Genomic DNA, 24555 nt, shown 5'->3' on the forward strand with positions numbered 1-24555 from the left:
ATGTTCCGGCCGGCCGGACCCTGGGCACTACTACCAGGGTCCGGCTTTGCCGTTTTCATCGGAGGTGTACCGCCATGTCGTCGACGGCCACGCAGGCCATCAGCCGCTGCCCGAAGTGCGGCGCCCGCGTCCACGTGAACGCCGGCTCCCCCACGCCCGCCCACCAGCCCGACGGCGCCGGCCCGGGCTCCGGCGAGTGCCCCGGCAGCGGGCAGCCCAGCCGCTGACCCTCGTACTCGAATCGCCGGCCCGTCCCCGGCGCGGCCCTGGCGGCGGCCTTCATCCTGGTCCGCCGCCGGGGCCACCCGGCTCAGCCGGAAACGGGACCCTCGACGCGGCTCGGCCCGCGGCGCAGGCCGAGCACCACGGCAACGGCCAGAGCGACCAGACCGGCCGTCGCGAGCGCGCGGATGCCGAAGAAGAGGTAGTCGCCCCACAGCGCGGGCGGCGTGACGTCGGCGGGCAGGAACCACGCGGCGATGAGGTCGCCGATCGTAAAGACCGTGCCCGGCAGCAGCAGGAGCAGCCCGGCGACCAGTGGCGCGCGCCGGGCCCGGTGCGCCAGCAGCCACCCAGCGGCCAGACCCAGCAGGAGACCGGCGATGGCGAGCGGGGTCACGAGGCCGGGTTCGGCCCGCCCGAAGTCCACCGCGAGCACCTTGGCCACGCGCGAGTCGGTCGGCGAGCCGTCGACCTCGGCCGGGTACGCCCGCACCGACCACTGCCCCTTGCTCGCGGCGATGCCCTCGTAGTCGGGGTCGTCGCTGGTGTGCCAGCCCTGCGCGGCCAGGCCGGACCGCAGCGTCTGCTGCGACACCCCGGCCGTCAGGACCACGCCGCCGGCGTTGTAGTCGTCGTCGCCGATGAGCCAGGTCATCGGGCCGGGCGCGTGCTCGAAGGCGAAGGGCGCCTCGTGGCGCGCCACGGTGGTGAAGCGCGCGTCCGGCGCGGCGGGCTGGACCATGGCCAGCACCTCCGCGTCGGACGGCAGGGCCGGCGCACCGAGCCAGCCCAGCCAGGCGCCGAGGGCTGCGCCGGCCGCGGCCACCGTGAGGGCGGAGACGCCGGCGGCGATGGTTTGGACCAGACCGGTCCGCGCCCGGACGGCGGGTACGGCAGTGGTGGTGGCCATCGTCGTCTTCGTTTCCTCTCAGGGCGAGCCGCGGCCGGCTCGGTCAGTTCAGCGGACTGCTGTCACGCACGGGTCAGCCGATCCAGACGTGGGCGTGGATGTTCACCCAACTCCAGGGCCGGTGGAAGCCCAGATAGAAGAACCAGTGATCGGGCGAGGTGAATGAGTCTACATCCACCACGTAGGTGGGCCAGGCGTTGGAGTTGCGGTGCGGGCCGAGGAACCAGGTCCAGCCGCGGCCGTTGCGCTCGTTGGCGATCACCAGCCAGCGGTTGCTGTGGTTGTGCACGAAGCGCCCCGGTGGCCGGGTTGTAGAGCCGCACGCCCATGAGCACGATGCCGCCCGGCTGGTCCGCCGCCCGCCGCGCGCCGCCCTGCCAGGCGTAGCGCACCGTGCCGACCTGGGTCGGGTTGCGCAGCGCGCCGTACTCGGTGGCCTCGCTGGTGCTGTCGAGCCCCACCCCGGCGGCGACGGTGCCCGCCACGTCGCCGGAGACGTCGGTCAGCCGCCAGGTGATCCCGCCGCTGCCCGCCGTGCCCGTCAGGCCACCCACGCCGACCAGGGTGCGGGTGGAGGTGCCGTCGCCCTCGTTCGTCCAGGCCGGGTTGTCGGTCCCGGCGTTCGGGTACTGGTTGACGTGGAGGTTGACCCCGTCGTTCCATCCGCTGCAGCGCGCGCCGTCGACGTCGATGACGAAGCTGCTCGTCCCGCCGTTCTGGGTGAGCGTGCTGACGAGGTCGTTGACGTTGTACGTCGCCGTCAGGTTGCCAGCGCCGGGCGACTGGGTGTCGGTGGCGGGCACCGTGGTGGCCCGGCCGAGCGCGTCGTAGACGTACCCGGCGCTGCTGGACCGGCTCGCCGTGTCGTAGGTCCAGGTCCGCGTGCTCGCCACGGTCGTGGACTGGCAGACGCCGCCGGTGCCCGGGTTGTAGAGCGCGAGGGAGGTGCGGTCGCTCGCGGTGGAGGTCACCGTCGTCGGCGTGCCCACCTCGTTGTAGGCGCGGGTCACGGCGATGCTGTTGGGCCGGCCCTCGGTCACCAGCCGCTTCTCGGCGTCGTAGGTGCCGGTGAACGTGCCGCCCTGGGAGTCGACGACCTGGGTCAGCAGGCCGCGGTTCTCCCCGCTCTGGTCGTAGGTGTAGGTGCGGGTGGCCAGGCCGTCGTTGACGGTCGCGAGCCGCGAGAACAGGTCGTAGGTGTTGATGGTCTGGGCGCCCGCGGAGTCCGTGTAGGACGTCAGGCGGCCCAGGGTGTCGTACACCGACGAGGTCTGGGTGATCACCAGGCCCGGTGCCGGTGTTGAACCACTGCACGTTGCTGACCTGACCCGAGGCCGGGTCGTAACTGGTCCGCCGCTGCGGCAGCGTCGACCCGACGGTCGCGGTGACCGTCTCGGTGGCGATGCGTCCCGCGGCGTCGTCGGTGTTGGTCGTGGTGCGCTGCACGCCGGACGAGGTCTTCTCGGGCCGGTATTCGAGCGTCAAAAGGGGCGGATCGAAAACCGGAAAGGCGTATTGCCCGGCCGACCCACCCGGCGGGGCCTGTGTCAGCGTGTATGCCTTCAGGGAGGTGTGATGCAGGCGCAGGACTCGTTCGACGCGTACGTGTCGGGCCGGCTCGCGGCGTTGTCGCGGCTGGCGTACCTGCTGTGCGGGGACCGGCACACCGCGGAGGACCTGGTGCAGGTGACCCTGATCAGGGTGGCCGCGCGCTGGGAACGGGTGATCGCCGGCGGTGACCCGGACCCGTACGTGCGACGGGCGATGGTCAACCAGCACGTGTCGCTGTGGCGGCGGCGCTGGCGGCACGCCCGCCTCACCGCGGAGCCGCCGGAACAGGCCATGCCGGACGGCAGCGATCGGGTCGCCACCGCGCTGGCGGTGCAGGCGGCGCTGGCCCTGCTGGCCCCGCGGCAGCGCACGGTGCTGGTGCTGCGGTACTTCGAGGATCTGACCGAGGCGGCCACCGCCGAGGTCATGCGCTGCTCGGTCTCGACCGTGAAGAGCCAGACCCGCGATGCCCTCGCCACGCTGCGGGCCAAGGCGCCCGAGCTGGCCGACCTGACGAAGGTGATGTCGTGACCGCGTCCTTGCGTGAGGCGTTGCGGGAGATCGGCGACCGGATGCCACCGGCCCGGCTGCCCGGGGACGTGTGGCGGCGGGGGCGCCGGCGGCGGTACCAGGGACGGATCGCCGGGGCCGCAACGGCCCTGCTGTGCCTGGTGGGCGTGGCCGTGCTGCCGGGTCTCGGCGGCGGTGCGCAGCCGGCCGAGGGCGCCACGGCGGTGATTCCGGCAAGCGTCGAGCGGCCGTACCCCTGGCAGGCGACGGTCGGCGCGGCACCGCCCGGCCGCGCCTCCGTGCTCTTCGGCGGGGACAGCCTCGGCCTGGGCAGTGACCCGTTCGAGACCGAGGGCGGCAAGCTCGCCGTCGTCGGCCGCGGCGGCGACTACCGGACGCTGCGGTACCCGACCGGAAAGCAGCGGGCCGGCCTCGACGTCCGCCTCTCCCCCGACGGCCACCTCGTCGCCCAGAGCGAACTGCATGACGGCCCGGCGGGGTGGCTCGTCGTCACCGACCTGCGCACCGGCCGCAGCCGCGGCTACGGCAACGGCCCCGCGGCCTGCTGCTACGAGGTCGCGGCCTGGCGCCCGGACAGCGGCGCCGTCCTCGTCCAGCACCGGATCGGCGAGCATTCCCAGCTCACCCTGGTCGACCTCGGCAGCGGCACCGAGCTGTCGATCGACGGCGCGGCACCGCGGGACGTCAACCGGTTCGCCTGGGCCGCGGCCTTCGCCCCGGACGGCGCCTCGTTCGTCGCGGCATTTTCCACCGGGGGCGGCAGCGAACTGCGCGCGTTCGACGCGAACGGTCAGCGCCGATGGAGCCGCGACCTCGGAGCCCGGAGGCTCGCGGGGTCCGGCGCGTACACGGCGGACGGCAGCGCGATCGCCGTGCTCACCATGACCGGCTGTGCCGACGACTGCGACCCGGCCCAGCTCGCCGAGCGGCGCTGGACCGTGTCCTACCTCGACGCCGCGACGGGCGCCGAACGCGGCGGGCCGGCGGTGCCGGCGGTCGGTGGTGCGGCCGTGCGGGCGCTCGGCTGGCACGGGGATGCGCTGGTCGTGGTGCAGTACGAGGCCGAAACCGCCCTGGTCTCCGGCCTGGACGAGACCGGCTGGTCGCAGACGAAGCACGTCAAGGTGCTGACCCTGCGCCCGGGCGCCGATCCGCGGGTGGTGCTCGACCCGCCGGCCCACGTCAGCTCGATCGACGTGGCGCAGGACCTCATCCGCGACGGCGAGTTCGGCGGGCCGGTGCCCCCGGCCTCGATGCTGCCGGCCCGGTGGTCGGTGCTCGGGCAGCTCGGCCTGTGCCTGCTGGTGCCGCTCGCGGCGGTGACGGCGGCCGTGGTGCTCGTACGCCGCCGGGTGACGCGCGGGCGCAGGGCCGCGGGCCGGGCCTGATCAGGCCCCCAGCGAGCGCGTCGCCTTCGCGGCGCAGCCCGTGACCGCGGCGATCGCCTCGCGCACGACATCCGGCCTGGCCTTGAAGCCGAAGACGGTGAGCGCCAGGACCGGGTTCCCCGCGCCGTCGAAGACCGGAGCCGAGATCACGCGCGCCTGCGCCAGCACCTCGTCGGACAGTTCCGGGGGCTCGTAGTCGAGGGACGCCACCAGGGCGTCGAGCTCCTCGTTGGGCACGGTGCCGGGCTCGGCGGCGAGCCGCTCGAGCGCCGCGGCGAAGCGCCGGTGGCCCTCGCTGCCCAGGCCGATGGAGAACCCGCGCTCACGGATGCGGGCCAGGGCCCGGATCTCGGCCTCCTGCGAGTCCGGCGCGAATCTGGCGACCCACGCCTCCTGCTCCGCCGCGGGCGCCCAGGCCTCGAAGATCGAGGGGCCGTGCGGCCGGAAGGGCAGCCGCTGCCCGACCAGCGTGGTGGGCTGCGCCGCGGCCGACGCGGACGGCGGGTCGAGCTGGCCGACCACGACGACGCTGTCGCTCACCCGCGCGGTCACCAGGCAGCGCAGGCCGTTGTCGGGCAGCTCCTGCGCGATCGAGCGGATGAGCTCGAAGTGGCGCAGCGGGCGGGTGAGGCTCATGTCCGGGTCGTAGGCGGTCAGCGTGAGCGGCGTGAAGCTGCCGTAGCCGCCGCGGAAGAACAGCAGCGGCAGCTCGGTGCTCGCGGTGTCGAGGTGGCGTACCTCGGCCAGCGCGATCTTGTGGTCGCCGGCGTCGTGCACGGCGACCGGGACGCAGTCGATCCAGGCCACCGCGCCCTCGATGATCGGGGCGCCCGACGGGGCCGGCCGCCAGGCGATGCCCTCGAAGCGCTGGGCGAGCGGCGCCGTCGCGATCCGGCGGCACACGTCGGACTGGTGGGCGGCGAGGATGTTGACGCACCAGTTGCCGGCCTGGTGCAGGTGCGGCCAGGTCTCCGACGTGACGCTCGGATAGAACCCGATCAGCGGCGGGTTCAGCGACACCGACGAGAAGGAGCCGACGACCATGCCGATCGGCGGGCCCTCCTGCGGCTGCGCGGTGATCACGCAGACGCCGGTGGGGTACTGCCCGAGAACGTGACGGAACCAGGCGGGGTCGTCGGGCGAGCCGGGCGGACGGCGGGCGGTCTCAAGCGACATCTCGGTCCTTTCCATCGGTGCGACCTCACCCGTCGCCGGGCCGCAGCTCGCGGTCCTCGCGCAGCCCTATCGCGTCCGCCCACAGGGTTGTGAGGTGGTCGATCACGCCCTCGGGGTCCAGGGGCGGGTCGGGCGGGTCCGCGACGAAGGCGTCGTAGCAGTACGCGCTCACCATGAGGCTCATGGCGCGCGCCGTCTCCTCCGGGTCCAGGCCCGATCGCACGTGCCCGCTCTTCATGCCGCGCGCCAGCGAGCGTGCGAAGGAGTGGCGGAAGTTGCCGACCCATTCCCGGCGCAGCTCGGCCAGCCGGGCGTCGCTGTGGCTGGCGGTCTCCCAGAGGCTGAAGAAGTCGCGGTTCTCCCACTGGGTCGTCACGATGGCGCTGATCGCCCGGCGCAGGCCGAGCCGGCCGGTCGCCGCGTCCCAGAAGTCGGCGCCGAGGTTGAGCATCCGCAGGGCGCTCTCGCCGGCGAGCGTCGCCACGATGTCGTCGCGGTCGGCGAAGTACTGGTAGACGGTCCCCAGGCTCACCCCGGACTGCTGCGCGATGTCCCCGAGGGACACGTTGCCGTAGCCGTCGCGGGCGAAGAGCTGCTCGGCGACGTCGAGCAGCTTCTTGCGGGTCCGCATGGCGCGGGGGCCGACCGGGGTTTCCCGGCCGTCCTGGCGCCGCACCGCGCCCCGCAGGTTGGCGGCGACCCGCTCCAGGCGCCTGCTGCGCGCCGCATCCGGCTCGTCAGGCAGATCCTGCATGCCGCCGCCTTCCGTCGCTCGTGCTCCCCGGTGAACGCCGGAGAACCATAACGCCCCCGTGTGGGAAATGCCACCCCGAATCTGAATAGATTCAGGTACGCCACCGAGCGTCGTGCCACCGCCCCGCACGTCGAGAACCGTGCATATCCCCACCGGCGCCCGCGACAGGACGGTGACCAACATGTTTCCGGGAGTCTCTTGCGCTTGCCGAGTTTCTGAGTAGATTCAGCACTCACTTGCTTGAGACCGGTGTCACACGCCCGGTCGCCACTCTTCTCCGCTCTCGATCGACGACCGCTTATGAGGGAGATCTCCATGGCTCGCCCGGCGCCCATGACCTTCGGTGTGTTCATCGCCCCGTTCCACGCCAACGACGACAGTCCGACGCTCTCCCTGCGCCACGACCTGGCGCTCATCGAGCTGGCCGACCGTCTCGGCTTCGACGAGGCGTGGGTGGGCGAGCACCACTCGACCGGCGTCGAGCGGATCGCCGACCCGTTCATGGCCCTGGCGGCGGCGGCCGTGCGCACCTCGCGCATCCGGCTCGGCACGGGCGTGGTCAGCCTCCCGTACCACCACCCGCTGCTGGTCGCCGACCGCACCGTGCTGCTGGACCACCTCAGCTACGGCCGCGCGATGCTCGGCGTCGGGCCGGGCGCGCTCATCTCCGACGCCGACATGATGGGCATCGCGCCGGTGACCCAGCGGTCCCGGATGAACGAGGCGCTGGACGTGATCATCAAGCTCCTCGACGGCGAGACCGTCACCGCATCCACCGAGTGGTTCGAGCTGCGCGAGGCCCAGCTGGCCTTCCTGCCGCTCAACCCGAAGGGCGTCCCGATCGCCGTGGCCAGCACGACCTCGCCCTCGGGCGTGACCACGGCCGGCAAGCACGGCGTCGGCGTGCTGTCGCTGAGCGCCGGGTTCATCGGCGGCAAGAAGGACATGCGCGCCCAGTGGGAGATCGCCGAGCAGGCCGCCAAGGACGCCGGCACGACCATCAGCCGCGACGAGTGGCGGATGGTCGTGCGGGTCCATCTCGCCGAGGACCGCGAGCAGGCGATCCACGACGTCGAGCGGGGCCGGGCCGAGGAGCGGGAGAACTACTTCAAGCCGGTGCTGGGCCTGGAGAACGACTACACCCTCGCCGACGAGATCGCCGACGACAGCTCCATCATCGGCACCCCCGCGGACGCCATCGCGGCGATCGAGCGCATGCTCGAGCAGACCGGCGGCTTCGGCGGATTCATGATCATGACCCACGACTGGGCGAGCCGGGAGAAGGCGCTCACCAGCCTCGAGCTCTTCGCCCGCTACGTCATGCCGCACTTCCAGGGCACGCTCGCGGCCGCCCAGCGGTCCGCCCGTGTCGTCACCGAGAAGCGACCGTCCTACAAGCCACTGGCCCAGGCGGCGATCTCCAAGGCGTACTCCGACTCCGGCCGCGAACTGCCCGCCGGCGTGAACATCCAGAGCCTGCGCTGACTTGGTCCCGTGCTGCACACCCCTCTCCACAACGGAGACAGCTCGGATACTCCGAAAGGACCGACATGCCCCTCCCCTCACCCCGCCATGTCCTCGTCCCGTTAGCCACCCTCGCGCTCGCGGCCGGCCTCGCCGGCTGCCGAGGTGAGGACCAGCCCAGCTCCGCCGCCAGCAACACCGGCCCGATCAAGATCATGCAGATCGGGACCTTCGAAAGCCCGAACCTGTCGCTGAAGGACGCCAAGGCCGGTCTCGACGCGCACGTGCAGTCCATCAACGCCGCCGGCGGCATCGACGGCCGGAAGATCGAGGTGTCGTTCTGCAACGACGCCTACAACGCCAACACCGGTGCGGCCTGTGCCCGCCAGGCCGTCAGTGACGGCGTCGTCGCCGTCGTCGGCGCGGCCAGCTCGCAGGCGCCCGCGGAGCTGCCGGTGCTCGAGGCGGCCGGGATTCCCTGGCTGGCCGGCGCCGGATCGGGCGGCCCCACCGAGGGCACGAGCAAGGTGTCGTACCCGATCACCGGCGGCACCCAGTCGATGCAGGTCGGCCTCGGCCGGCTGCTGGCCAACAAGGGCGGCAAGAACATCGCGGTGATCGTCGCCGACGCGGCCGCCGCCTACGCCGCCGCCGACGACATCGCCAACGGGGCGAAGGCGGGCGGTGCCCAGTCGTACCGGATCCTGGCCCCGCTCGGCGCGCCCGACTTCAGCGCCGTCGCCTCCTCGGCCCTGGCCAAGACGCCCGACGCCATCGCCGTGGCCTCCACCGCGACCGACGCGCCCCGGATCATCCGGGCGGTCCGCCAGGCCGGCTTCAAGGGCAACATCGCGACCCTGGCGAACATCTTCAAGCCCGCCGACCAGAAGGCGCTCGGTGACCTCGCGGACAACGTGTTCATCACGTCGTCCGCGGTGCCCGTGACCAACACCTCGATCCCGCAGGTCAAGCAGTTCCTGGACGACATGGCCAAGTACCACCCGGAGGCCGTGACCGACAACGGCTCCCTGGGCACCTGGAGCTCGATCACGTTCCTCGTCGAGATCGTGAAGCGGCTCGGCGGCAATGTCTCGGCCGCCGCGATCACCGGCCTGCTGGACAAGCTCGACAAGCCCATCGTGCTGGGCACCGTGCCCGACTACGCCGGCATCCCCAACCCGCCGGTCGTGCAGAACTACCCGCGGGTGCCCACCTTCAAGGTCTACGTCTCCGAGGCGACCGGCGGAACGCTGAAGCAGGACGGCGACGCGATCGATCCGCTGGGCACCAAGTAGATGAACCCGGCGGCGGCAGTGGCGGCCGAGGACGCACCCGTCCTCGAGCTGCGCGGACTGAGTGCGGGGTACGACGACCTGGCTGTGGTGCGCGACGTCGACCTCAAGGTGATGCGCGGCGAGATCGTCGCGCTGCTCGGGGCCAACGGGACCGGCAAGTCGACGACGATCCTCACCGCGGCCGGCGAACTGCCGCCGATCGGGGGTGAGGTGCGGTGGCGCGGGAAGGCCACGACGGCCCCGCTCCACGTGCGCGCCCGCATGGGCATGAGCTTCGTTCCCGAGGAGCGATCGGTGCTCATGAGCATGTCGGTGCGCGACAACCTGCTGCTCGGGTCGGGGCGCATCGAACGGGCCCTGGAGCTCTTCCCCGAGCTCGAACCGCTGCTGGCGACCCGGGCCGGGCTGCTGTCCGGCGGCGAGCAGCAGATGTTGTCGCTGGCGCGCGCCCTGGCGACCAACCCGGTCGCGCTGCTGCTCGACGAGCTGTCCCTCGGTCTCGCTCCGCTCGTGGTCGACCGCCTGTTCGCCGCGCTGCGGCGGGCGGCCGACCAGGACGGGGTGGCCGTGCTGCTGGTCGAGCAGCAGGCCCGCCGGGCCATGGCGGTCGCCGACCGCTGGTATCTCCTGCGGCGCGGTGCCGTCGCGGCGGCCGGGAACGCGGCCGACGGCATCGCGGCCGTGGAGTCCCTCTACCTCGGTGACGCCACCGCCCCAGGAACGGAGTGATCGTGGAAATCGTCCAGTTCCTGCTGCTCGGCCTGGGCATCGGCGCGATCTACAGCCTCCTCGGCCAGGGGCTGGTGCTGATCTACCGGGGCTCCGGGATCGTGAACTTCGCGCAGGGCTCGTTCGTGATGGTCGGCGGCTACGCGTACTACGAGTTCCGCGTGTCGGCCGGCTGGCCGGCGATCCCCGCCGTCATCGCCGCCACCGCGGTCGGCGTCCTGCTCGGGGTCGCCGTGCAGTACCTGATCCTGCGGCCGATGCGCACCTCCTCGCCGATCGAGCGGGTGATCGCGACCCTGGGCGTGCTGCTCACGCTCCAGGCCGCGGCCGTGCTGCGCTACGGGGTGGGCCCGATCAGCGTGCCCTCGTTCCTGCCCACCAACGCCGTGGAGCCGCTGCCCGGCGCGGTCCTCGGCGTCGACCGGCTCATCATCCTGCTGATCGGGGCCGGGCTCACGACGGCGCTGTACGCCGTCTTCCGCTGGACGTCGTTCGGCCGGGTGGCCAGCGCCATGGCGGAGAACCAGCGGGCGGTCGCGAGCCTGGGCCACTCGCCGGACCGGATCGCGATCGCCAACTGGGCGCTCGCGACCGGCATCGCGGCCCTCGCCGGCGCGCTGATCGGCCCGATCACCTACCTGCAGCCCACGCAGCTCACGCTGCTGATCGTGCCGGCCCTCGCGGCCGCGCTGCTCGCGCGGTTCGTCTCGTTCCCGATCGCCTTTGCCGGCGCGCTGGCGATCGGCGTCGTGCAGTCCCTGACGACCCGCTTCGTCACGGTGACGGGCTGGGGCGACAGCGTGCCCTTCATCGTCATCGTGGCCTATCTGGTACTGCGCGGAAGCTCGCTGCCGCTGCGCAGTCACGTGCTGGAACGGCTGCCCAGCGTCGGCGACGGCCGCATCCGGGTCATCCCGACGGTCGTGGTCGCCGGCGTGTTCGCCTTCCTGATCGCGTTCGTGGTGTCGCCCGTGTGGGCGCAGGCGCTGACGGTCACGATGGCGTTCGCGATCCTCACCCTGTCGGTCACCGTGGTCACCGGATACGCCGGTCAGCTGTCGCTGGCCCAGTACGTGCTCGCCGGGTCGGGGGCCTTCGCCGCGGCGACCTTCGTCTCCCGCGCGGGCTGGAGCTTCCTGCCCTCGCTCATCGGCGCGATGGTGGCCGCGGCGCTCGTCGGCGTGCTGGTCGCGCTGCCGGCGCTGCGGACCCGGGGCATCAACCTCGCCATCGCGACCCTCGGCATGGGCATCGTGCTGTTCAGCCTGGTGCTCAGCGACTTCAAGTTCACCGGCGGCGACGTCGGCATCCGCATCGGCGAGTCCTCGATCTTCGGCTGGGACTTCGGGGCGATCAGGCACCCCTACAACTACGGGCTCGTGACGCTCGCCGCGCTGACCCTGAGCGCCCTGGCCGTGGCCAACCTGCGCCGCGGCCGGGTCGGGCGGCGCCTGCTCGCGGTCCGGTCCAACGAGCGGGCGGCGGCGGCCCTCGGCGTCAACGTCTTCGTCGGCAAGCTCTACGCCTTCGCCGTCGCCTCGGCGCTCGCCGCGCTCGCCGGTGTCCTGCTGGCCTTCCAGGGCGTCACGGTCCTCCCGGCCCAGTTCGACGTGCTCACCTCGATCACCGTCATCGGCGTCGCGGTCGTCGGCGGCATCGGCACCATCGGCGGGGCGCTGCTCGCCTCGACGCTGCTGCCTGGCGGCGTCGGCACCCAGATCCTGCACGGCGTGGACAACCTGGAGAGCTACCTGCCGCTGGTCAGCGGCCTGTTCCTGCTCTACGTCCTGCGCAGCGGCCGCAACGGTCTCTACGAGATGAACGCCCACCTCGTGCGCCGCATCGGCCGGCTCCTGCGCATTCCGGCCCTGCCGTCCCGGCCCCGCAAGCAGCGGGAGGAGCCCGTCACGCCGGCGCACGACCGCCGTCCGTCGCGGACCCTGCACGTGTCCGGCCTGCGGGTGCAGTTCGGCGGTGTTGTCGCCGTCGACGACGTGTCGCTGGAGCTCGTGCCCGGCGAGGTGCACGGCCTCATCGGCCCGAACGGGGCCGGCAAGACGACGGTCATCGACGCGCTGACCGGCTTCGTGCGGCCCGCCCGCGGCACGATCAGGCTCGACGACGTGTCGATCGCGCCGTGGAGCGCGCGGCGCCGGGCCCGGGCCGGGATGGCGCGGTCCTTCCAGTCCCTGGAGCTCTTCGCCGACCTGTCGGTGCGCGAGAACCTCGCGGTCGCGTGTGACGACGACGGGGCCCGCCGCTACGTCAGCGACCTCGTCGTGCCGGGCCGCATCCGGCTGACGCCGCCCGCCCTCGCGGCCATCCGGGAGTTCCGGCTCTCCGACGACCTCGACCGCAAGCCGGGCGAGCTCGCGTTCGGCAAGCGGCGCCTCGTCGCGATCGCCCGGGCGGTGGCGGCCGACCCGCGGGTGCTGCTGCTGGACGAACCGGCGGCCGGGCTGAGCGACGAGGAGGCCCGCGAGCTGGGCACGCTCATCCGGACCCTCGCGCGGGACTGGGACATGAGCATCCTGCTCGTCGAGCACAACGTCGACCTGGTGCTCAGCACCTGTGACCGGGTCACCGTGCTCGAGGCCGGGGCCGTGCTGGCCCGGGGGACGCCCCAGGAGGTCGCCCGGGATCCGCGGGTCGTGTCCGCCTACCTCGGCCGCGAGGCGGACGAGTCCGACGACGGTGCCCGCGTGTGAACGGCCGCCCGAACGAGGACCAGAACCAGGACCAGGACCAGAGCGCAACCCGCAGGAGGAGCCGATGACCACGCCCACGACGCATCAGTCCGTGGCCGCCGAGGCGCACGCGTTCTTCGCGGCCCGCGCCCGGCGTCGCGAGCGGCGCGGCATGCTGCACGGCGTCGGCGACGACGACGTGGTCGGCGTCGGGCTCACCCAGCCCGACGCCGAGGCGGCCGAGGTCGCGCGGGCCCAGCAGTGGCAGCGGGAGCTGTTCGACGCGCGGCTCGCCTGGCTCGACGGTCCCGCGGAGCTCGGCGGGCGCGGGCTCGACCACGACTACGTCGAGCTGGTCGCCGGCATCGCCGCGGAGTACGAGGTGCCCTCCACCTCGACCTACATGGTGAGCCACGGGATCGTGGCGCCGACCATCCTGGCGCACGGCACCGAGGAGCAGAAGCGGGCGTTCCTGCCGGGGATCTGGCGCGGAGACCTGATCTGCTGCCAGCTCTTCTCCGAGCCCGAGGCCGGCTCCGACCTCGCCAGCCTGCGCACCACCGCGGTCCGCGACGGCGACGACTGGATCGTCACCGGCCAGAAGGTCTGGTCCTCCTTCGCCCACGTCGCGCAGCTCGGCGAGCTCCTCGTGCGCACCGGGCCGCCGGAGAGCCGCCACCGCGGCCTGAGCGTGTTCCTGATCGACATGGACTCCCCCGGCATCGACGTCCGCCCGCTGCGGCAGGTGACCGGCTCCGAGCACTTCAACGAGGTCTTCCTCGACGGTGTGCGGGTGCCCGACTCCCGGCGGCTCGGACCGGTGAACGGCGGCTGGAACATCGCGATGACCACGGTCGGCAGCGAGCGCTCCGTGCTCGGCCGGGCCCACAACGGCATCATGATCGAGCCGGTCATCCGGCTCTTCGCCCTGGCCCGTTCGACCGGCGCCATCGAGGACCCGGCCATCCAGGACCTGCTGGCCGAGTGCTGGGCGCGCGAGCAGGTCCTCCACGAGACGGCCACCCGGCTGCGGGACGCCGGCGGGCCGGCCCCCGGATCCGTGGTCAAGCTCATGACGACCAACGACATGGAGTACTACTCCGACGTCGCCGCCCGCCTCCTGGGCTACCGGATGGTCGCCGACACCGGCGCCTGGGGCACGTACTCGTGGTCGCAGCTGCTGCTCAGCGCCCCGTCGCACCGCATCGCCGGTGGCAGTGACGAGATTCAACGCAACATCCTCGCCGAGCGAGTGCTCGGTCTTCCGCGCGAGGAGCGCCCGGTGAGCGAGAAGAGTGCCTAGGCATGGACGAGATCGAGCAGTTGCGGCGGGTGGTCCGCGATCACCTCGAACGAGACCCCGGAGCCGCGCTGCGCGGCGGGGCGCTCGACCCCGACGAGGTCCGGCGGCTCGACCGGGATCGCTGGCGGCGCCAGGCGAGCGAGCTGGGGCTGCCCGGCGTCCGGATTCCCGAGGAGTTCGGCGGCGCGGGCATGGGACTGGCGGAGGAGGTCGCCGTCCACACCGAGCTGGGCCGGGCGCTCGACGACGGCCCGTTCCTGACCACCTCGCTGGTGGCCGCGGCGCTGGTGGCCCTCGCCGACGACGAGGCGAACCGCGGGCGGCTCGCGCGTATCGCCGCCGGTGACCTCGTCGCGGTGCCGGTGCTGCCCATCGAGGAGAAGTTCCCGCTCGAGTACCCGCACGCCAAGGCCGCCGCCGGTGGAGACTTCGAGATCAGCGGCGAGCTGCCCTGCGTGGTCGACGCGACCGTGGCCGACGCCCTGCTCGTGCTCGCCGACTACCAGGGGTTCCACGCGTTCTTCTGGGTCGAGGCGAGCGACCCCGGCGTCGAGATCGTCCCGCTGTCCACGCTCGACCTGACCCGCCGCATGGGCGCGGTACGCCTGGCGGGCGCCCGAGCCGAGCTGCTCGCGGAGCAGGACCGCGCCCGCGCCGGGGTGGCGGCCATCCGCCAGGGCGCGATCCTCGGCATGTCGGCCGAGTGCGTGGGCGCCGCCGAGCGCGCGCTGGAGATGGCGGTCGACTACGTCAAGGTGCGCACCCAGTTCGGCCGGCCGATCGGTTCGTTCCAGGCGGTCAAGCACAAGTGCGCCGATCTGCTGGTCTCGCTGGAGCGGGCGCGTTCCGCCCTGTCGGTCGCGGTGCGCTCGGTGCAGCACAACGACGCGATCGGCCGGCGGCCGGAGTCGCTGGCCGGGCTGGCCGTCGCGCGGATGTACTGCGGCCGGGTCGCCGCCGAGATCACCCGCGAGTCGATCCACCTGCACGGCGGCATCGGGTTCACGTGGGAGCACCCGGCCCATCTGTACTACCGCCGAGCCGTGTCGAACCGGCAGCTGCTCGACTCCACGGGTCAGCAGCCCCGGCTGCTGACCGCGTCCGTGCTCGCCGCGCACGGCGAGGACACCCAGCTCGCCTCGTTCTACGCCGGGAAGGCCGGACGATGATCCTGCGGGTCGAGGAGGGCGGGGTCTCGCTGGCGGAGCTCGACGACCTGCGGCGGCTCAGCGCGCAGATCGCCGGGGACGCGGCCGTCGGCGACTGGGGACGCCAGGAGGACGGCCACGTCTTCGTGACCACCCGGACGTTGCTGCGGCTGGCCGGTGACCGGGCGAGCGATGCCCGATGGCGCGACGAGTTCGACGCCATGCTGGATCACGCCCGGCGGCACGGGTGGGTGGAGGGCGACGAGGTGCGCATGCACGTGAGGAGGGAACCCCGTGCAGCTTTCCGGACTGGCACCAGGTGACTGGGTCACCCTGCAGGCGCGCTTCACCCCGCGGGCCGCCTTCCTGGTGGCCGCGGACGGCCGGACCCGCACGTACGCCGAGGGCGAGGCGCGGATCACCCGGCTCGCCCGGGCGCTGCGGCGGATCGGGATCGGCCGTGGGGACCGGGTCGCCCTGCTCGCGGTGGACTCCATCGAGTACATCGAGGTGCTGCTGGCCTGCATGAAGCTGGGCGCGACGTACGTGGCGCTCAACTTCCGCCTGTCGCCGGCCGAGATCCGCACGGTGCTGGCGGCCAGCGGCGCCCAGGTGATCTTCCACAGCGCCCGGTACCAGGAGATCGTCGACGAGTGCGGGCTCCGCGTCGCGATCCAGTTCGAGTCGGGCTACGAGGAGTTCCTCGCCAGCGGCCCGGACGGCGGCGAGCTCTCGGCGGTCACCGGCGACGACGACATCCTCAGCATCTCCTTCACCAGCGGGACGACCGGCACCCCGAAGGGCGTGCTGCAGTCGCAGCGCATGGTCAAGGCGATCACGCAGTCGGGGATCCTGGAGCTCGGCCTCCGGCCCGGCGACCTGATCTACGCCGGCGCCCCGCTCTTCCACGCCGCCGGGTTCGGCCACGTGCTCTACGGCCTGGCCCGGGGCGGGGCCTCCGTGGTCATGCCGCAGTGGGACGCCGACCTCGCGCTGTCCTGGCTCGGGTCCGGGCGCGTGCGGCACACGACGCTCGTCCCCAGCATGATCATCCAGCTGCTCGAGCACCCGAAGCTCGCGGAGGCGGACTTCTCCGGCCTGCGCTCCATCATGTACGGCGGCGCGCCCATGCCCACCTCGGTCATCCGGCGCATGGTCGAGGTCTTCGGCTGCGACCTGCACAACGGGTTCGGCGCGGGCACCGAGGCGGGCGGCCAGCTGGTCCTGCGGCCCGAGGACCACCGGCGGGCCCTCGCCGGCGAGGAGTGGCTGCTCGGCACGATCGGCCGGCCGGCCTTCGGCTGCGACGTCCGGCTGCTCGACCCCGACGGCAACGAGGTGCCGGACGGGGAGATCGGGGTCATCGCCAGCCGGGGCGACACCGTGATGAGCGGCTACCTCGACCGGCCCGACCTCACCGCCCGGGCCGTCCGCGACGGGTGGTTCGTCGCCGGCGACCTCGCCTGGAAGGACCCGGAGGGCTTCCTGCACCTGGCCGGCCGGGCCGACGAGATGATCATCCGCGGCGGCGAGAACGTCTACCCCGTCGAGATCGAGGACGTGGTGGGCGGGCACGCGGCGGTGGCCGAGATCGCGGTCGTGGGCGAGCCGGACCCGCACTGGGGCCAGGTGGTGACCGCGGTCGTGGCGCTGCGCGACGGCCACAGCGCACCGTCGGCGGCCGAGGTCAAGGAGCACTGCCGGGGCAGGCTGGCCAGCTACAAGGTGCCGCAGCGCATCGTCGTCGTCGAGACCTTCCCCCGCAACCCGGCCGGCAAGATCGACAAGCTGCGGCTGCGTGAACTTCTGGCCGACCAAGTTTCCTACGTTGAGGAGCCGTCCTGATGCTCACCGGAGACCAGTACCTGCAATCCCTCCGGGACGGCCGGCGCATCTTCGTCAACGGCCACTCGGTGCCCGACGTGACCGCCGATCCGCTCCTGCGCGGGCCCGCCCTCGCCGCGGCGCTCGGCTATGACCAGCACTACCAGCCCGGCGACGACGTCCACGGCCCGTACTTCTTCATCCCGACCTCCGTGGAGGAGCTGCGCGAGTCCCAGCAGCGGCAGCTGCACTGGGACTTCCCGACCATCTCCACGTCGGCCAGCCTGCTCATGGTGCTGACCGCGGCCAGCCGGATGCGGGCGCAGCACCCGCTCTACGCCGAGCGGGCCCTGGCCTACTTCGAAGACAGCAAGCGCCGCGACATCCGCATCGTGCAGGGGATCACCGACGCCAAGGGCAACCGCGCGCTGCCCCCCGGCAAGCAGGACGACCCCGACCTCTACGTCCGCATCGTCGACCGCGGTCGCGACGGGGTCGTCATCCGCGGCGCGAAGATGCACATCTCCTCGGCGGCCGTCTCGCACGACGTCATGGTCATGCCGACCAAGCGGATGAAGCCGGGCGAGGAGGACTGGAGCGTGGCCGCCGCGGTGCCGATCAACGCGCCCGGCGTCAGGGTCATCAACGCCTCGTTCGCGCCGCGGCCCGACCTGGACCCGGACTTCTACCCGTACAGCTCCCGGCACGTGATGACCGAGGGCCTCATCGTCTTCGACGACGTCTTCGTCCCCAACGAGCGCGTCTTCCTGGCGGGCGAGCTGGAGCACTCGGCGACCTTCGTGCACTCCCTGGGCCTGTGGGAGCGCCTCGGCAGCGTCGGCAGCTACGTGCGCCTCGCGGACACCCTCGTGGGGCTGGCGCAGCTGGTCGCCGAGGCCAACGGCCTGCAGCGGATCGCGCACATCAAGGACAAGATCGCCGAGATGATCACCTACGCGACGCTCATCCGCGCCGCGTTCGAGGCGGCGATGACCCACGCCACCTTCACCCCGGAGGGCTGGGCCTCGCCCGACGAGCTCTTCACGAACGCGGCAAAGTACCACGCGGCCGCGCAGTTCAGCACGATGGTGCGCAACCTGCACGACATCGCGGGCGGCTCGGTGCTGACCGCGCCGTCCCTGCGCGACCTGCACAACCCGGAGACCGCGGCCGACCTGCGCAAGTACATGCGCACGATGGACGGGGTCGACGCCGACTACCGGATGCGGCTGTTCCACACGATCCGCGACTTCACCGCCGACTCCTACGGTGGCTGGAAGCACGTGACCGTGATCCAGGCCGGCGGGGGGCTCTACGCCCAGAAGGTGGTCGTGACGGCCCACTTCGACATGGAGAACGCGAAGGCGCTGGCCCGCGAGACCGCCGGCATCAGCGCGTCCGGCGAGGTGCTCACCGACCTCGAGCGGCTGGGTCCGCACGGGTACGACCCGAACGCGGCCGTGTGAACTACGAGGAGAACACGTTCGCCTGGGCCGACACGTCCGGCGCCGAGCGGCCCGAGCGGCTCACCCGGCTGCGGTGCGAGACCGACGACGGCGTGGTCACGGTGGCCCTGGACCGGCCCGAGCGGCTCAACGCGATCGACCGCACCATGAACCACGAGCTCAGCGCCGTGCTGCGGTGGTGCGACGCCGCCGACGAGGTCGGGGCGGTCGTGCTGACCGGCGCCGGGCGGGCCTTCTCGGCCGGCTCGGAGATGACCGGGAACGGCTTCGGCGGGGCCGAGGCGGAGGGCCCGGGCGTCGAGTGGCTCGCGCCCTACCAGGTGCGCAAGCCGGTGGTCGCCGCGATCCAGGGCGCCGCGGTGGGCGCCGGGCTCACCCTGGCGATGCAGTGCGATGTACGGCTCGTCGCCCACGACGCCGTGCTCGCGCTGCCGTTCGTGCGGCTCGGCGTGACCGCGGAGTGGATGGGCCATTGGAACCTCGTCCGGCACGTCGGCCTCGGGCGGGCCCAGGAGCTGCTGCTCACCGGCCGCCGTTTCACCGGTACCGAGGCCGCCATGTGGGGGCTGGCCGTCTCGGCGCTGCCGAGGGACCAGGTCCTCGCGCGCGCCCAGGCCCTCGCCCGCGACATCGTCGAGCACGCCGCGCCGGTCGCGGTCGCGGCGACCAAGCGCCTGCTCTGGGAGGCGGTGGACGCCGACCCGTTCGCGCACAGCCGCCGGGAGCGGCTGGTGATGGAGGCGCTGCTCGAGCGCCCCGACGCCCGCGAGGGTGTGGACGCGTTCCTGCGGCACCGCCGCCCCGCCTGGACCGGCCGTCCCTCAACCGATCTTCCGCAATGGCCCACCGATCCCGGGGAGGACAGCGCATGACCGCCATCGACCGAGAGTTCATCGGGGTTCCGTCCCCGGCGCTGGGACGTGCGGGCGCCGGTGGCCACCCGTGCCAGGGCATCTACTACACCCCGTCCGGCCGGGCGCCGCGCACGGCCCTCATCGCCAGCCACTACAACGTCGACTTCTCCGAGCACTACATGGCGACCCGCATGGCGGAGCGCGGCTACGGGTTCCTCGGCTGGAACACCCGGTTCCGCGGGGCCGAGCACCTCTTCTCCCTCGACCACGCCCTGGCCGAGATCGGGGTCGGCGTGCGGCTGCTGCGCGACCGCGGCGTCGAGCGGGTCGTCCTGCTCGGCAACTCGGGCGGCGGCTCGCTGATGGCGGCGTACCACTCGCAGTCGCGCGAGCCGAACATCCGCCCGCCGTACGGCCGGTCCAAGGTCTTCGAGCCGGCCCTGCACCTGCCGCCCGGCGACCTCATGGTGTTCCTGGCGGCGCACCCCGGACGGCCGGAATGGATCACGCGGACCATGGACCCGTCGGTGGTCGACGAGAACGACCCGAACTCGGTCGACCCCGAGCTCGACATGTACGACCCGCGCCATGGCGGCTCCTACTCCGCGGAGTTCCTGGAGCGCTACCGGGCCGCCCAGATCGCGCGCAACCGGCGGCTGACCGCGTGGTGCAAGGAGCAGCTCGACGCCGCGCGGGACCGGCCGGCCCGCGACCGGATCTTCACCATGGGCCGAACCTGGGCCGACCCCCGCTACGTCGACCCGAGCATCGACCCGTCGAACCGTCCGACGCCGCTGTGCTACTTCGGCGATCCCAAGCGGGCCAACTACGGCGTCATGGGCGTGGGCGTGGTGAACACGATGCGCACCTGGCTCAACATGTTCAGCCTGGAGGAGTCCGACTGCGTCGCCGCACGGCACCTGGCGCGCCTCGACCTGCCCACGCTCGTGGTGCAGCCCGACGCCGACACCGGCGTCTTCCCGAGCGACGCCCGGAGCCTGTACGACGGGGCGGCGACGTCCGACAAGGCGTTCGTGACGCTGCCCGGGGACCACTACTTCGCGGACTCGGAGAGCAATCGCGACACCGTGGCCGACACCCTCGCGGACTGGCTCAAGGGCCGAAGCTAGTCCTCCTCGTCGCGCAGCGACGCCACGATGATCGAGCGCGCGGCCAGGATGTGCGCGCGCATGACCGCCTCGGCCCAGGCGCCGTCGCGGGCCCGCAGCGCCTGCACGAGCTCGGCGTGCTGGCGCACGCTGGTGCGCATGCGCTCCCCGCCGTAGCGCTGGAAGGTGCGGAAGATCAGCGGGGTGTCCATGATCCCGCGGACGATGCTGTCGAGCTGGGTGTGCCGGGAGGCCTGCAGGATCGCGCGGTGGAAGTCGCCGTTGAGCACGGTCAGCTCGTCGGCGGCCGCCGCGCCCTTGCGGCTCAGCGCGGTCATCCGGGCCGCGATCCCGGCGATCGCGTCGAGCTCCTCGTCGGTGATGCGCTCCGCGGCCAGCCGGGCCCCGTAGCTCTCCAGCATCGCGCGGACCTCGTAGTTGTCCTCGAGCTCCTGCTCCGACCAGGCGACCACCCGCGCCCCGCGGTTCGGCGCGAACTCGACCAGGCCCTCCGCGTCCAGGCGGCGCAGCGCCTCGCGGACGGGCGTGCGGGACACCCCGGCGCGCGCCGCGAGCTCCTCCTCGCGCAGCCGCTGACCGCGGGCGAACTCGCCGGACAGGATGCCGGCGCGGATGGCCTCGTACGCCGTCTCGGCCGCCTTGGCCATCCACGCTCCCCGGGACGCTTGTCGTCATAGATCCGGGCGCGATTCTAATGGTTCAGATCGTCGCCGAGAGGCCGCCGTCCACAAGCAGGGTCGTCCCGGTGACGTACGAGGATGCCGGGCTGGCCAGGAACAGCAGCGCCCCGTCGACCTCGGCCTGCTCGCCGAAGCGGCCCAGCAGGCTGTGCTCGGCGACCATGGCGCGGAGGTGCTCCTCGCCCGTCGCGGTCATCTCGGTGGCGACGTAGCCCGGGCACAGGGCGTTGACCCGGATGCCCTTGCGGCGGGACCACTGCTGGGCGAGGTCGCGGGTCAGCCCGATCACGCCCGCCTTGCTCGCCGCGTAGGAGGCCCCCGGAAACCGCGAGGCCACCACGCCGTGGACGCTCGCCACGTTGACGATCGACGAGCCCGGCGGCATGACCCGGGCGCAGGCCTGCGCCATCCAGAACGTGCCGTGCAGGTTCACGTCGATCACCTGGCGGAAGCCGTCGGGGGTGTCCCGCAGGGCCGGCACGGAGCCGCCGAGGCCGGCGTTGTTGACGAGCACGTCGACGCGCCCGAACTCCGCCGTGGCCGCGTCCGCCAGCGCCTGGCACTGCTCGGGCACCGTGACGTCCACCGCCTGGACGAGGACGGACGCCCCCGCGGCCCGCAGCTCGTCCGCGATCGCGTTCAGCCGGTCCACGCGCCGGGCGCCGAGGACCAGGATGCCGCCGACGGCCGCGACCGCCCGGGCGAATCCCAGCCCGAGCCCGGAGCTCGCGCCGGTGATGACCACCACCCGGTCGTCGAGCCGGAACGCGTCGAGGGGCCCGCTCATCGTGGCGCCCCTTCGCCGGTGTGGTGCTGCACGGTGGCGAGCGCGAGGTCGGCGTACCGGCGGGCCATGGTGGGCGCGTCGACCGGCCCGCCCGGCCGGAACCAGCCGGCGACGCCCTGGCACATCGACAGGATCGCCCGGCCGCACTCGTCGGGGTGCGGGGTGCGGAAGACGCCCTGCTCGACTCCCCCGCGGATCGTGTCGCGCAGCTCGCGCTCGAGCTCGTCGCGCCGGGCGATGTAGTGCGCCCGGTTCTCGGGTGTGAGGCTGCGCCGCTCGGAGTCGAGGAACGCCAGGTCGCGATGGTGCGCGGTGTAGAGGACGATGGCCTCGACCAGCGCGCTGAGCCGGGCCGTGCAGTCGGTGCCGGCCTCTTCCAGCGCGGCCCGGGCGTGCGTGAGCACGATCCGCATCGCGTGGTCGAGCAGCTCCCGGAGCATGGCCTGCTTGTTCTCGAAGTGGTAGTAGAGCGCCGGCACGGTGACCCCCGCGCGACCGGCGATCTTGCGCACCGAGGTGCCGTCGTAGCCGTGCTCGACGATCTCGTCCAGCGCCAGCGCCAGGAGTGGCTGCAGCTCGAGCGGGGGGTACTCGCGCCAGTCGCTCATGTCACCTCATCTCGGCCGGACCTGGAACCTAGCAAACGCTCGCTAAGTACGCTAGCTTAGCGAGCGCTAACTCAGTCAACCGGGTGCGGAGGTCGTGGCATGGAAGTCCGGGGCAAGCAGGCACTGGTGACCGGAGGCGCGTCCGGGCTCGGGCTGGCGACGGTGGAGACCCTCGCCGCCGCCGGGGCCCGGGTGGTCGCCCTCGACCTGCCCGGCGCCGACCGCGGCGCGCTCGACGCGCTCGGCGACGCGGTCCGGTTCGCCGGCGCCGACGTGACCGACGAGGGGGCGGTCGCGGCGGCGGTCGAGCTGGCCAACGACGAGGGCGGCCTGGCCGTGCTGGTCAACTGCGCGGGCATCGGCAACGCGTTCCGGACCGTCGGCAAGCAGGGGCCGTTCCCGCTCGCCGACTTCGAGCGGGTGATCCGGGTGAACCTGGTCGGGACCTTCAACGTGCTGCGTCTGGCCGCCGCGGCGATGGCGGGGAACGAGGTCACCGGCGAGGAGCGCGGGGTCATCGTCAACACCGCGTCGGTGGCCGCGTTCGACGGGCAGGTCGGGCAGGCCGCGTACTCGGCGTCCAAGGGCGCCATCGTCGGCATGACGCTGCCGATCGCCCGCGACCTCGCGGGCCTGAAGATCCGCGTCGTCACCGTCGCCCCCGGGACCTTCGAGACCCCGCTGCTGGGCCAGCTGTCGCAGGAGGTTCGCGACTCGCTGGGCGCCCAGGTGCCGCATCCGAGCCGGCTCGGCCGCCCGGCGGAGTTCGCGCAACTGGTCGCGGCCATCGTCGCCAACCCGATGCTGAACGGCGAGACCATCCGCCTCGACGGCGCCATCCGCATGGCCCCGCGCTAGAAGATCTGGAGGAAGAGACCATGCGTCAAGCGGTCATCGTCGACATCGTCCGGACCCCGTCGGGCAAGGGCAAGCCGGGTGGAGGGCTGTCCGGGGTGCACCCGGTGGAGCTGTACGCCACCGTGCTGCGCGCCCTCGCCGAGCGCAACAACCTGGACCCGGGGCGGGTCGAGGACGTCATCACCGGCTGCGTCGGCCAGGCCGGCCAGCAGGCCCTGAACATCGGCCGCACCGCCGTGCTCGCCGCGGGCTGGCCGGAGTCGGTCCCCGCCACGACCATCGACCGGCAGTGCGGCTCCAGCCAGCAGGCGGTGCACTTCGCCGCGCAGGGCGTGATGGCGGGCGCCTACGACATCGTCGTCGCCGGTGGTGTGGAGTCGATGAGCCGGGTTCCCATGGGTGTCACCGCGATGGGTCAGGACACGCAGGGGCCCTCGGTCGCCCGGCGCTACCCGGAGGGGCTGGTCAACCAGGGCGTCTCGGCCGAGCTCATCGCCCAGAAGTGGGGGCTCTCGCGGGAGCGGCTCGACGAGTACTCCGCGCGGTCGCACCGCCTGGCCGCCGAGACCGCGAAGGCCGGCGGGTTCGACGGCGAGATCGTGCCGGTGGACGCGTTCGCGGCCGACGAGACGATCCGCCCGGCGACGACTCCCGAGAGCCTCGCCGCGCTGCGACCGGCCTTCGACACCCCCGAGATGCGCGAGCGGTTCCCGGACCTGGACTGGCGGATCACGGCGGGCAACTCCTCGCCGCTGACCGACGGCGCCTCCGCGGCGCTGATCATGGGCGAGGACGTGGCCGAGCGGCTCGGCCTGCGCGCGCGGGCCCGCTTCCACGCGTTCGCGGTCGCCGGCGACGACCCGCTGCTCATGCTGACGGCGCCGATCCCGGCCACCCAGCGGGTGCTGGAGCGGGCCGGCCTGGGCATCGACGCGATCGACGCCTACGAGGTGAACGAGGCCTTCGCCCCGGTGCCGCTGGCCTGGCTCGCCGAGCTGGGCGGCGACCTCGAGAAGCTCAACCCCCGCGGCGGCGCCATCGCGCTGGGCCACCCGCTCGGCGCCTCCGGCATCCGGCTGATGGGCACGATGCTGCACCACCTGGAGGCCACCGGCGGCCGGTACGGGCTGCAGACCATGTGCGAGGGCGGCGGCATGGCCAACGCCACCGTCATCGAGCGCCTCTGACGA

At 72.8% G+C, this 24555-nt stretch carries 24 protein-coding genes; 17 read left to right on the forward strand and 7 right to left on the reverse strand.

The features are described from left to right. The first annotated feature begins 74 nt into the window (after window positions 1–74). A complete protein-coding gene (locus tag AC6JBM_RS31745) occupies window positions 75–227 on the forward strand; it encodes a hypothetical protein (protein ID WP_497977697.1) in 153 nt (50 codons plus the stop codon). A gap of 83 nt (window positions 228–310) precedes the next feature. On the opposite strand, the gene AC6JBM_RS31750 is transcribed toward AC6JBM_RS31745, so the two are convergent. Next, entirely contained in the window at window positions 311–1132 is an 822-nt protein-coding gene (locus tag AC6JBM_RS31750) for a hypothetical protein (RefSeq protein WP_497977698.1), read from the reverse strand. A gap of 62 nt (window positions 1133–1194) precedes the next feature. Next, a complete protein-coding gene (locus tag AC6JBM_RS31755) occupies window positions 1195–2415 on the reverse strand; it encodes a hypothetical protein (protein ID WP_497977699.1) in 1221 nt (406 codons plus the stop codon). A 101-nt stretch (window positions 2416–2516) separates the two neighbouring features. Between AC6JBM_RS31755 and AC6JBM_RS31760 the strand changes: the two genes are divergently transcribed. From AC6JBM_RS31760 to AC6JBM_RS31770, 3 genes are read left to right on the forward strand one after another with little or no spacing between them, the layout of a single operon-like run. Further along, window positions 2517–2708, forward strand: a complete 192-nt coding sequence (locus AC6JBM_RS31760) for a hypothetical protein (RefSeq protein ID WP_497977700.1) — start codon at window positions 2517–2519, stop codon at window positions 2706–2708. Then, entirely contained in the window at window positions 2708–3214 is a 507-nt protein-coding gene (locus AC6JBM_RS31765) for a SigE family RNA polymerase sigma factor (RefSeq protein ID WP_497977701.1), read from the forward strand. Before AC6JBM_RS31760 ends, AC6JBM_RS31765 begins: the two co-directional genes overlap by 1 nt. Further along, window positions 3211–4602 (forward strand): TolB-like translocation protein, encoded by a 1392-nt coding sequence (locus AC6JBM_RS31770; protein WP_497977702.1) that lies wholly within the window; start codon window positions 3211–3213, stop codon window positions 4600–4602. Before AC6JBM_RS31765 ends, AC6JBM_RS31770 begins: the two co-directional genes overlap by 4 nt. Here the strand turns inward: AC6JBM_RS31770 and AC6JBM_RS31775 are convergent, their stop codons facing one another. Both AC6JBM_RS31775 and AC6JBM_RS31780 read right to left on the reverse strand, forming a co-directional pair. Beyond that, window positions 4603–5778, reverse strand: a complete 1176-nt coding sequence (locus AC6JBM_RS31775; protein ID WP_497977703.1) for a flavin reductase — start codon at window positions 5776–5778, stop codon at window positions 4603–4605. A gap of 25 nt (window positions 5779–5803) precedes the next feature. Further along, window positions 5804–6532, reverse strand: coding sequence for a TetR/AcrR family transcriptional regulator (locus AC6JBM_RS31780; protein WP_497977704.1), 729 nt, complete (start codon window positions 6530–6532; stop codon window positions 5804–5806). A 315-nt stretch (window positions 6533–6847) separates the two neighbouring features. Between AC6JBM_RS31780 and AC6JBM_RS31785 the strand changes: the two genes are divergently transcribed. From AC6JBM_RS31785 to AC6JBM_RS31835, 11 genes are all read left to right on the forward strand, one after another. Further along, window positions 6848–8017, forward strand: coding sequence for an LLM class flavin-dependent oxidoreductase (locus AC6JBM_RS31785; protein ID WP_497977705.1), 1170 nt, complete (start codon window positions 6848–6850; stop codon window positions 8015–8017). 65 nt (window positions 8018–8082) lie between these two features. Continuing rightward, entirely contained in the window at window positions 8083–9291 is a 1209-nt protein-coding gene (locus tag AC6JBM_RS31790; protein ID WP_497977706.1) for an ABC transporter substrate-binding protein, read from the forward strand. Then, window positions 9292–10020, forward strand: coding sequence for an ABC transporter ATP-binding protein (locus tag AC6JBM_RS31795; protein ID WP_497977707.1), 729 nt, complete (start codon window positions 9292–9294; stop codon window positions 10018–10020). A 2-nt stretch (window positions 10021–10022) separates the two neighbouring features. Further along, entirely contained in the window at window positions 10023–12728 is a 2706-nt protein-coding gene (locus AC6JBM_RS31800) for an ABC transporter permease subunit (protein ID WP_497977708.1), read from the forward strand. A 64-nt stretch (window positions 12729–12792) separates the two neighbouring features. Then, window positions 12793–14010 (forward strand): acyl-CoA dehydrogenase family protein, encoded by a 1218-nt coding sequence (locus AC6JBM_RS31805; protein WP_497977709.1) that lies wholly within the window; start codon window positions 12793–12795, stop codon window positions 14008–14010. A gap of 2 nt (window positions 14011–14012) precedes the next feature. Further along, on the forward strand, window positions 14013–15179 hold the full coding sequence (locus AC6JBM_RS31810; RefSeq protein WP_497977710.1) for an acyl-CoA dehydrogenase family protein: 1167 nt from the start codon (window positions 14013–14015) through the stop codon (window positions 15177–15179). Next, window positions 15176–15481 carry a hypothetical protein gene (locus AC6JBM_RS31815; protein ID WP_497977711.1) on the forward strand — a complete coding sequence of 102 codons (306 nt, stop codon included), beginning with the start codon at window positions 15176–15178 and terminating at the stop codon, window positions 15479–15481. The genes AC6JBM_RS31810 and AC6JBM_RS31815 overlap by 4 nt, the downstream gene beginning before the upstream one ends. After that, window positions 15453–17003 carry a class I adenylate-forming enzyme family protein gene (locus AC6JBM_RS31820; protein ID WP_497977712.1) on the forward strand — a complete coding sequence of 517 codons (1551 nt, stop codon included), beginning with the start codon at window positions 15453–15455 and terminating at the stop codon, window positions 17001–17003. Before AC6JBM_RS31815 ends, AC6JBM_RS31820 begins: the two co-directional genes overlap by 29 nt. Further along, window positions 17003–18448, forward strand: a complete 1446-nt coding sequence (locus AC6JBM_RS31825) for a 4-hydroxyphenylacetate 3-hydroxylase N-terminal domain-containing protein (protein ID WP_497977713.1) — start codon at window positions 17003–17005, stop codon at window positions 18446–18448. Before AC6JBM_RS31820 ends, AC6JBM_RS31825 begins: the two co-directional genes overlap by 1 nt. Then, entirely contained in the window at window positions 18445–19320 is an 876-nt protein-coding gene (locus AC6JBM_RS31830) for an enoyl-CoA hydratase/isomerase family protein (protein ID WP_497977714.1), read from the forward strand. Before AC6JBM_RS31825 ends, AC6JBM_RS31830 begins: the two co-directional genes overlap by 4 nt. Next, the gene (locus tag AC6JBM_RS31835; RefSeq protein WP_497977715.1) at window positions 19317–20432 is read left to right on the forward strand and encodes an alpha/beta hydrolase family protein; all 1116 of its coding nucleotides are present in this window, start codon (window positions 19317–19319) and stop codon (window positions 20430–20432) included. Before AC6JBM_RS31830 ends, AC6JBM_RS31835 begins: the two co-directional genes overlap by 4 nt. Here AC6JBM_RS31835 and AC6JBM_RS31840 read toward each other — a convergent pair. The 3 genes from AC6JBM_RS31840 to AC6JBM_RS31850 are packed head-to-tail and all read right to left on the reverse strand — an operon-like array spanning window position 20429 to window position 22507. Continuing rightward, on the reverse strand, window positions 20429–21079 hold the full coding sequence (locus tag AC6JBM_RS31840) for a GntR family transcriptional regulator (protein WP_497977716.1): 651 nt from the start codon (window positions 21077–21079) through the stop codon (window positions 20429–20431). The genes AC6JBM_RS31835 and AC6JBM_RS31840 overlap by 4 nt on opposite strands. 52 nt (window positions 21080–21131) lie before the next feature. Beyond that, the gene (locus AC6JBM_RS31845; protein ID WP_497977717.1) at window positions 21132–21899 is read right to left on the reverse strand and encodes an SDR family NAD(P)-dependent oxidoreductase; all 768 of its coding nucleotides are present in this window, start codon (window positions 21897–21899) and stop codon (window positions 21132–21134) included. Further along, window positions 21896–22507 (reverse strand): TetR/AcrR family transcriptional regulator, encoded by a 612-nt coding sequence (locus AC6JBM_RS31850; RefSeq protein WP_497977718.1) that lies wholly within the window; start codon window positions 22505–22507, stop codon window positions 21896–21898. Before AC6JBM_RS31850 ends, AC6JBM_RS31845 begins: the two co-directional genes overlap by 4 nt. 99 nt (window positions 22508–22606) lie before the next feature. On the opposite strand from AC6JBM_RS31850, the gene AC6JBM_RS31855 reads away from it, so the two are divergent. Both AC6JBM_RS31855 and AC6JBM_RS31860 read left to right on the forward strand, forming a co-directional pair. After that, window positions 22607–23365, forward strand: coding sequence for an SDR family NAD(P)-dependent oxidoreductase (locus tag AC6JBM_RS31855; RefSeq protein WP_497977719.1), 759 nt, complete (start codon window positions 22607–22609; stop codon window positions 23363–23365). A gap of 20 nt (window positions 23366–23385) precedes the next feature. Further along, window positions 23386–24552: a thiolase family protein gene (locus AC6JBM_RS31860; protein WP_497977720.1), complete on the forward strand. Its 1167-nt coding sequence runs from the start codon at window positions 23386–23388 to the stop codon at window positions 24550–24552. Window positions 24553–24555: the final 3 nt, after the last annotated feature.

The organism is Dactylosporangium thailandense (assembly GCF_059739745.1).

Bases quoted from the DNA above. Each gene is read 5' to 3' on its own strand.
- AC6JBM_RS31745 (WP_497977697.1), top strand. From the start codon at position 75: ATGTCGTCGACGGCCACGCAGGCCATCAGCCGCTGCCCGAAGTGCGGC.
- AC6JBM_RS31750 (WP_497977698.1), bottom strand. From the start codon at position 1,132: ATGGCCACCACCACTGCCGTACCCGCCGTCCGGGCGCGGACCGGTCTG.
- AC6JBM_RS31765 (WP_497977701.1), top strand. From the start codon at position 2,708: ATGCAGGCGCAGGACTCGTTCGACGCGTACGTGTCGGGCCGGCTCGCG.
- AC6JBM_RS31775 (WP_497977703.1), bottom strand. From the start codon at position 5,778: ATGTCGCTTGAGACCGCCCGCCGTCCGCCCGGCTCGCCCGACGACCCC.
- AC6JBM_RS31780 (WP_497977704.1), bottom strand. From the start codon at position 6,532: ATGCAGGATCTGCCTGACGAGCCGGATGCGGCGCGCAGCAGGCGCCTG.
- AC6JBM_RS31785 (WP_497977705.1), top strand. From the start codon at position 6,848: ATGGCTCGCCCGGCGCCCATGACCTTCGGTGTGTTCATCGCCCCGTTC.
- AC6JBM_RS31790 (WP_497977706.1), top strand. From the start codon at position 8,083: ATGCCCCTCCCCTCACCCCGCCATGTCCTCGTCCCGTTAGCCACCCTC.
- AC6JBM_RS31795 (WP_497977707.1), top strand. From the start codon at position 9,292: ATGAACCCGGCGGCGGCAGTGGCGGCCGAGGACGCACCCGTCCTCGAG.
- AC6JBM_RS31805 (WP_497977709.1), top strand. From the start codon at position 12,793: ATGACCACGCCCACGACGCATCAGTCCGTGGCCGCCGAGGCGCACGCG.
- AC6JBM_RS31810 (WP_497977710.1), top strand. From the start codon at position 14,013: ATGGACGAGATCGAGCAGTTGCGGCGGGTGGTCCGCGATCACCTCGAA.
- AC6JBM_RS31815 (WP_497977711.1), top strand. From the start codon at position 15,176: ATGATCCTGCGGGTCGAGGAGGGCGGGGTCTCGCTGGCGGAGCTCGAC.
- AC6JBM_RS31825 (WP_497977713.1), top strand. From the start codon at position 17,003: ATGCTCACCGGAGACCAGTACCTGCAATCCCTCCGGGACGGCCGGCGC.
- AC6JBM_RS31835 (WP_497977715.1), top strand. From the start codon at position 19,317: ATGACCGCCATCGACCGAGAGTTCATCGGGGTTCCGTCCCCGGCGCTG.
- AC6JBM_RS31840 (WP_497977716.1), bottom strand. From the start codon at position 21,079: ATGGCCAAGGCGGCCGAGACGGCGTACGAGGCCATCCGCGCCGGCATC.
- AC6JBM_RS31845 (WP_497977717.1), bottom strand. From the start codon at position 21,899: ATGAGCGGGCCCCTCGACGCGTTCCGGCTCGACGACCGGGTGGTGGTC.
- AC6JBM_RS31850 (WP_497977718.1), bottom strand. From the start codon at position 22,507: ATGAGCGACTGGCGCGAGTACCCCCCGCTCGAGCTGCAGCCACTCCTG.
- AC6JBM_RS31855 (WP_497977719.1), top strand. From the start codon at position 22,607: ATGGAAGTCCGGGGCAAGCAGGCACTGGTGACCGGAGGCGCGTCCGGG.
- AC6JBM_RS31860 (WP_497977720.1), top strand. From the start codon at position 23,386: ATGCGTCAAGCGGTCATCGTCGACATCGTCCGGACCCCGTCGGGCAAG.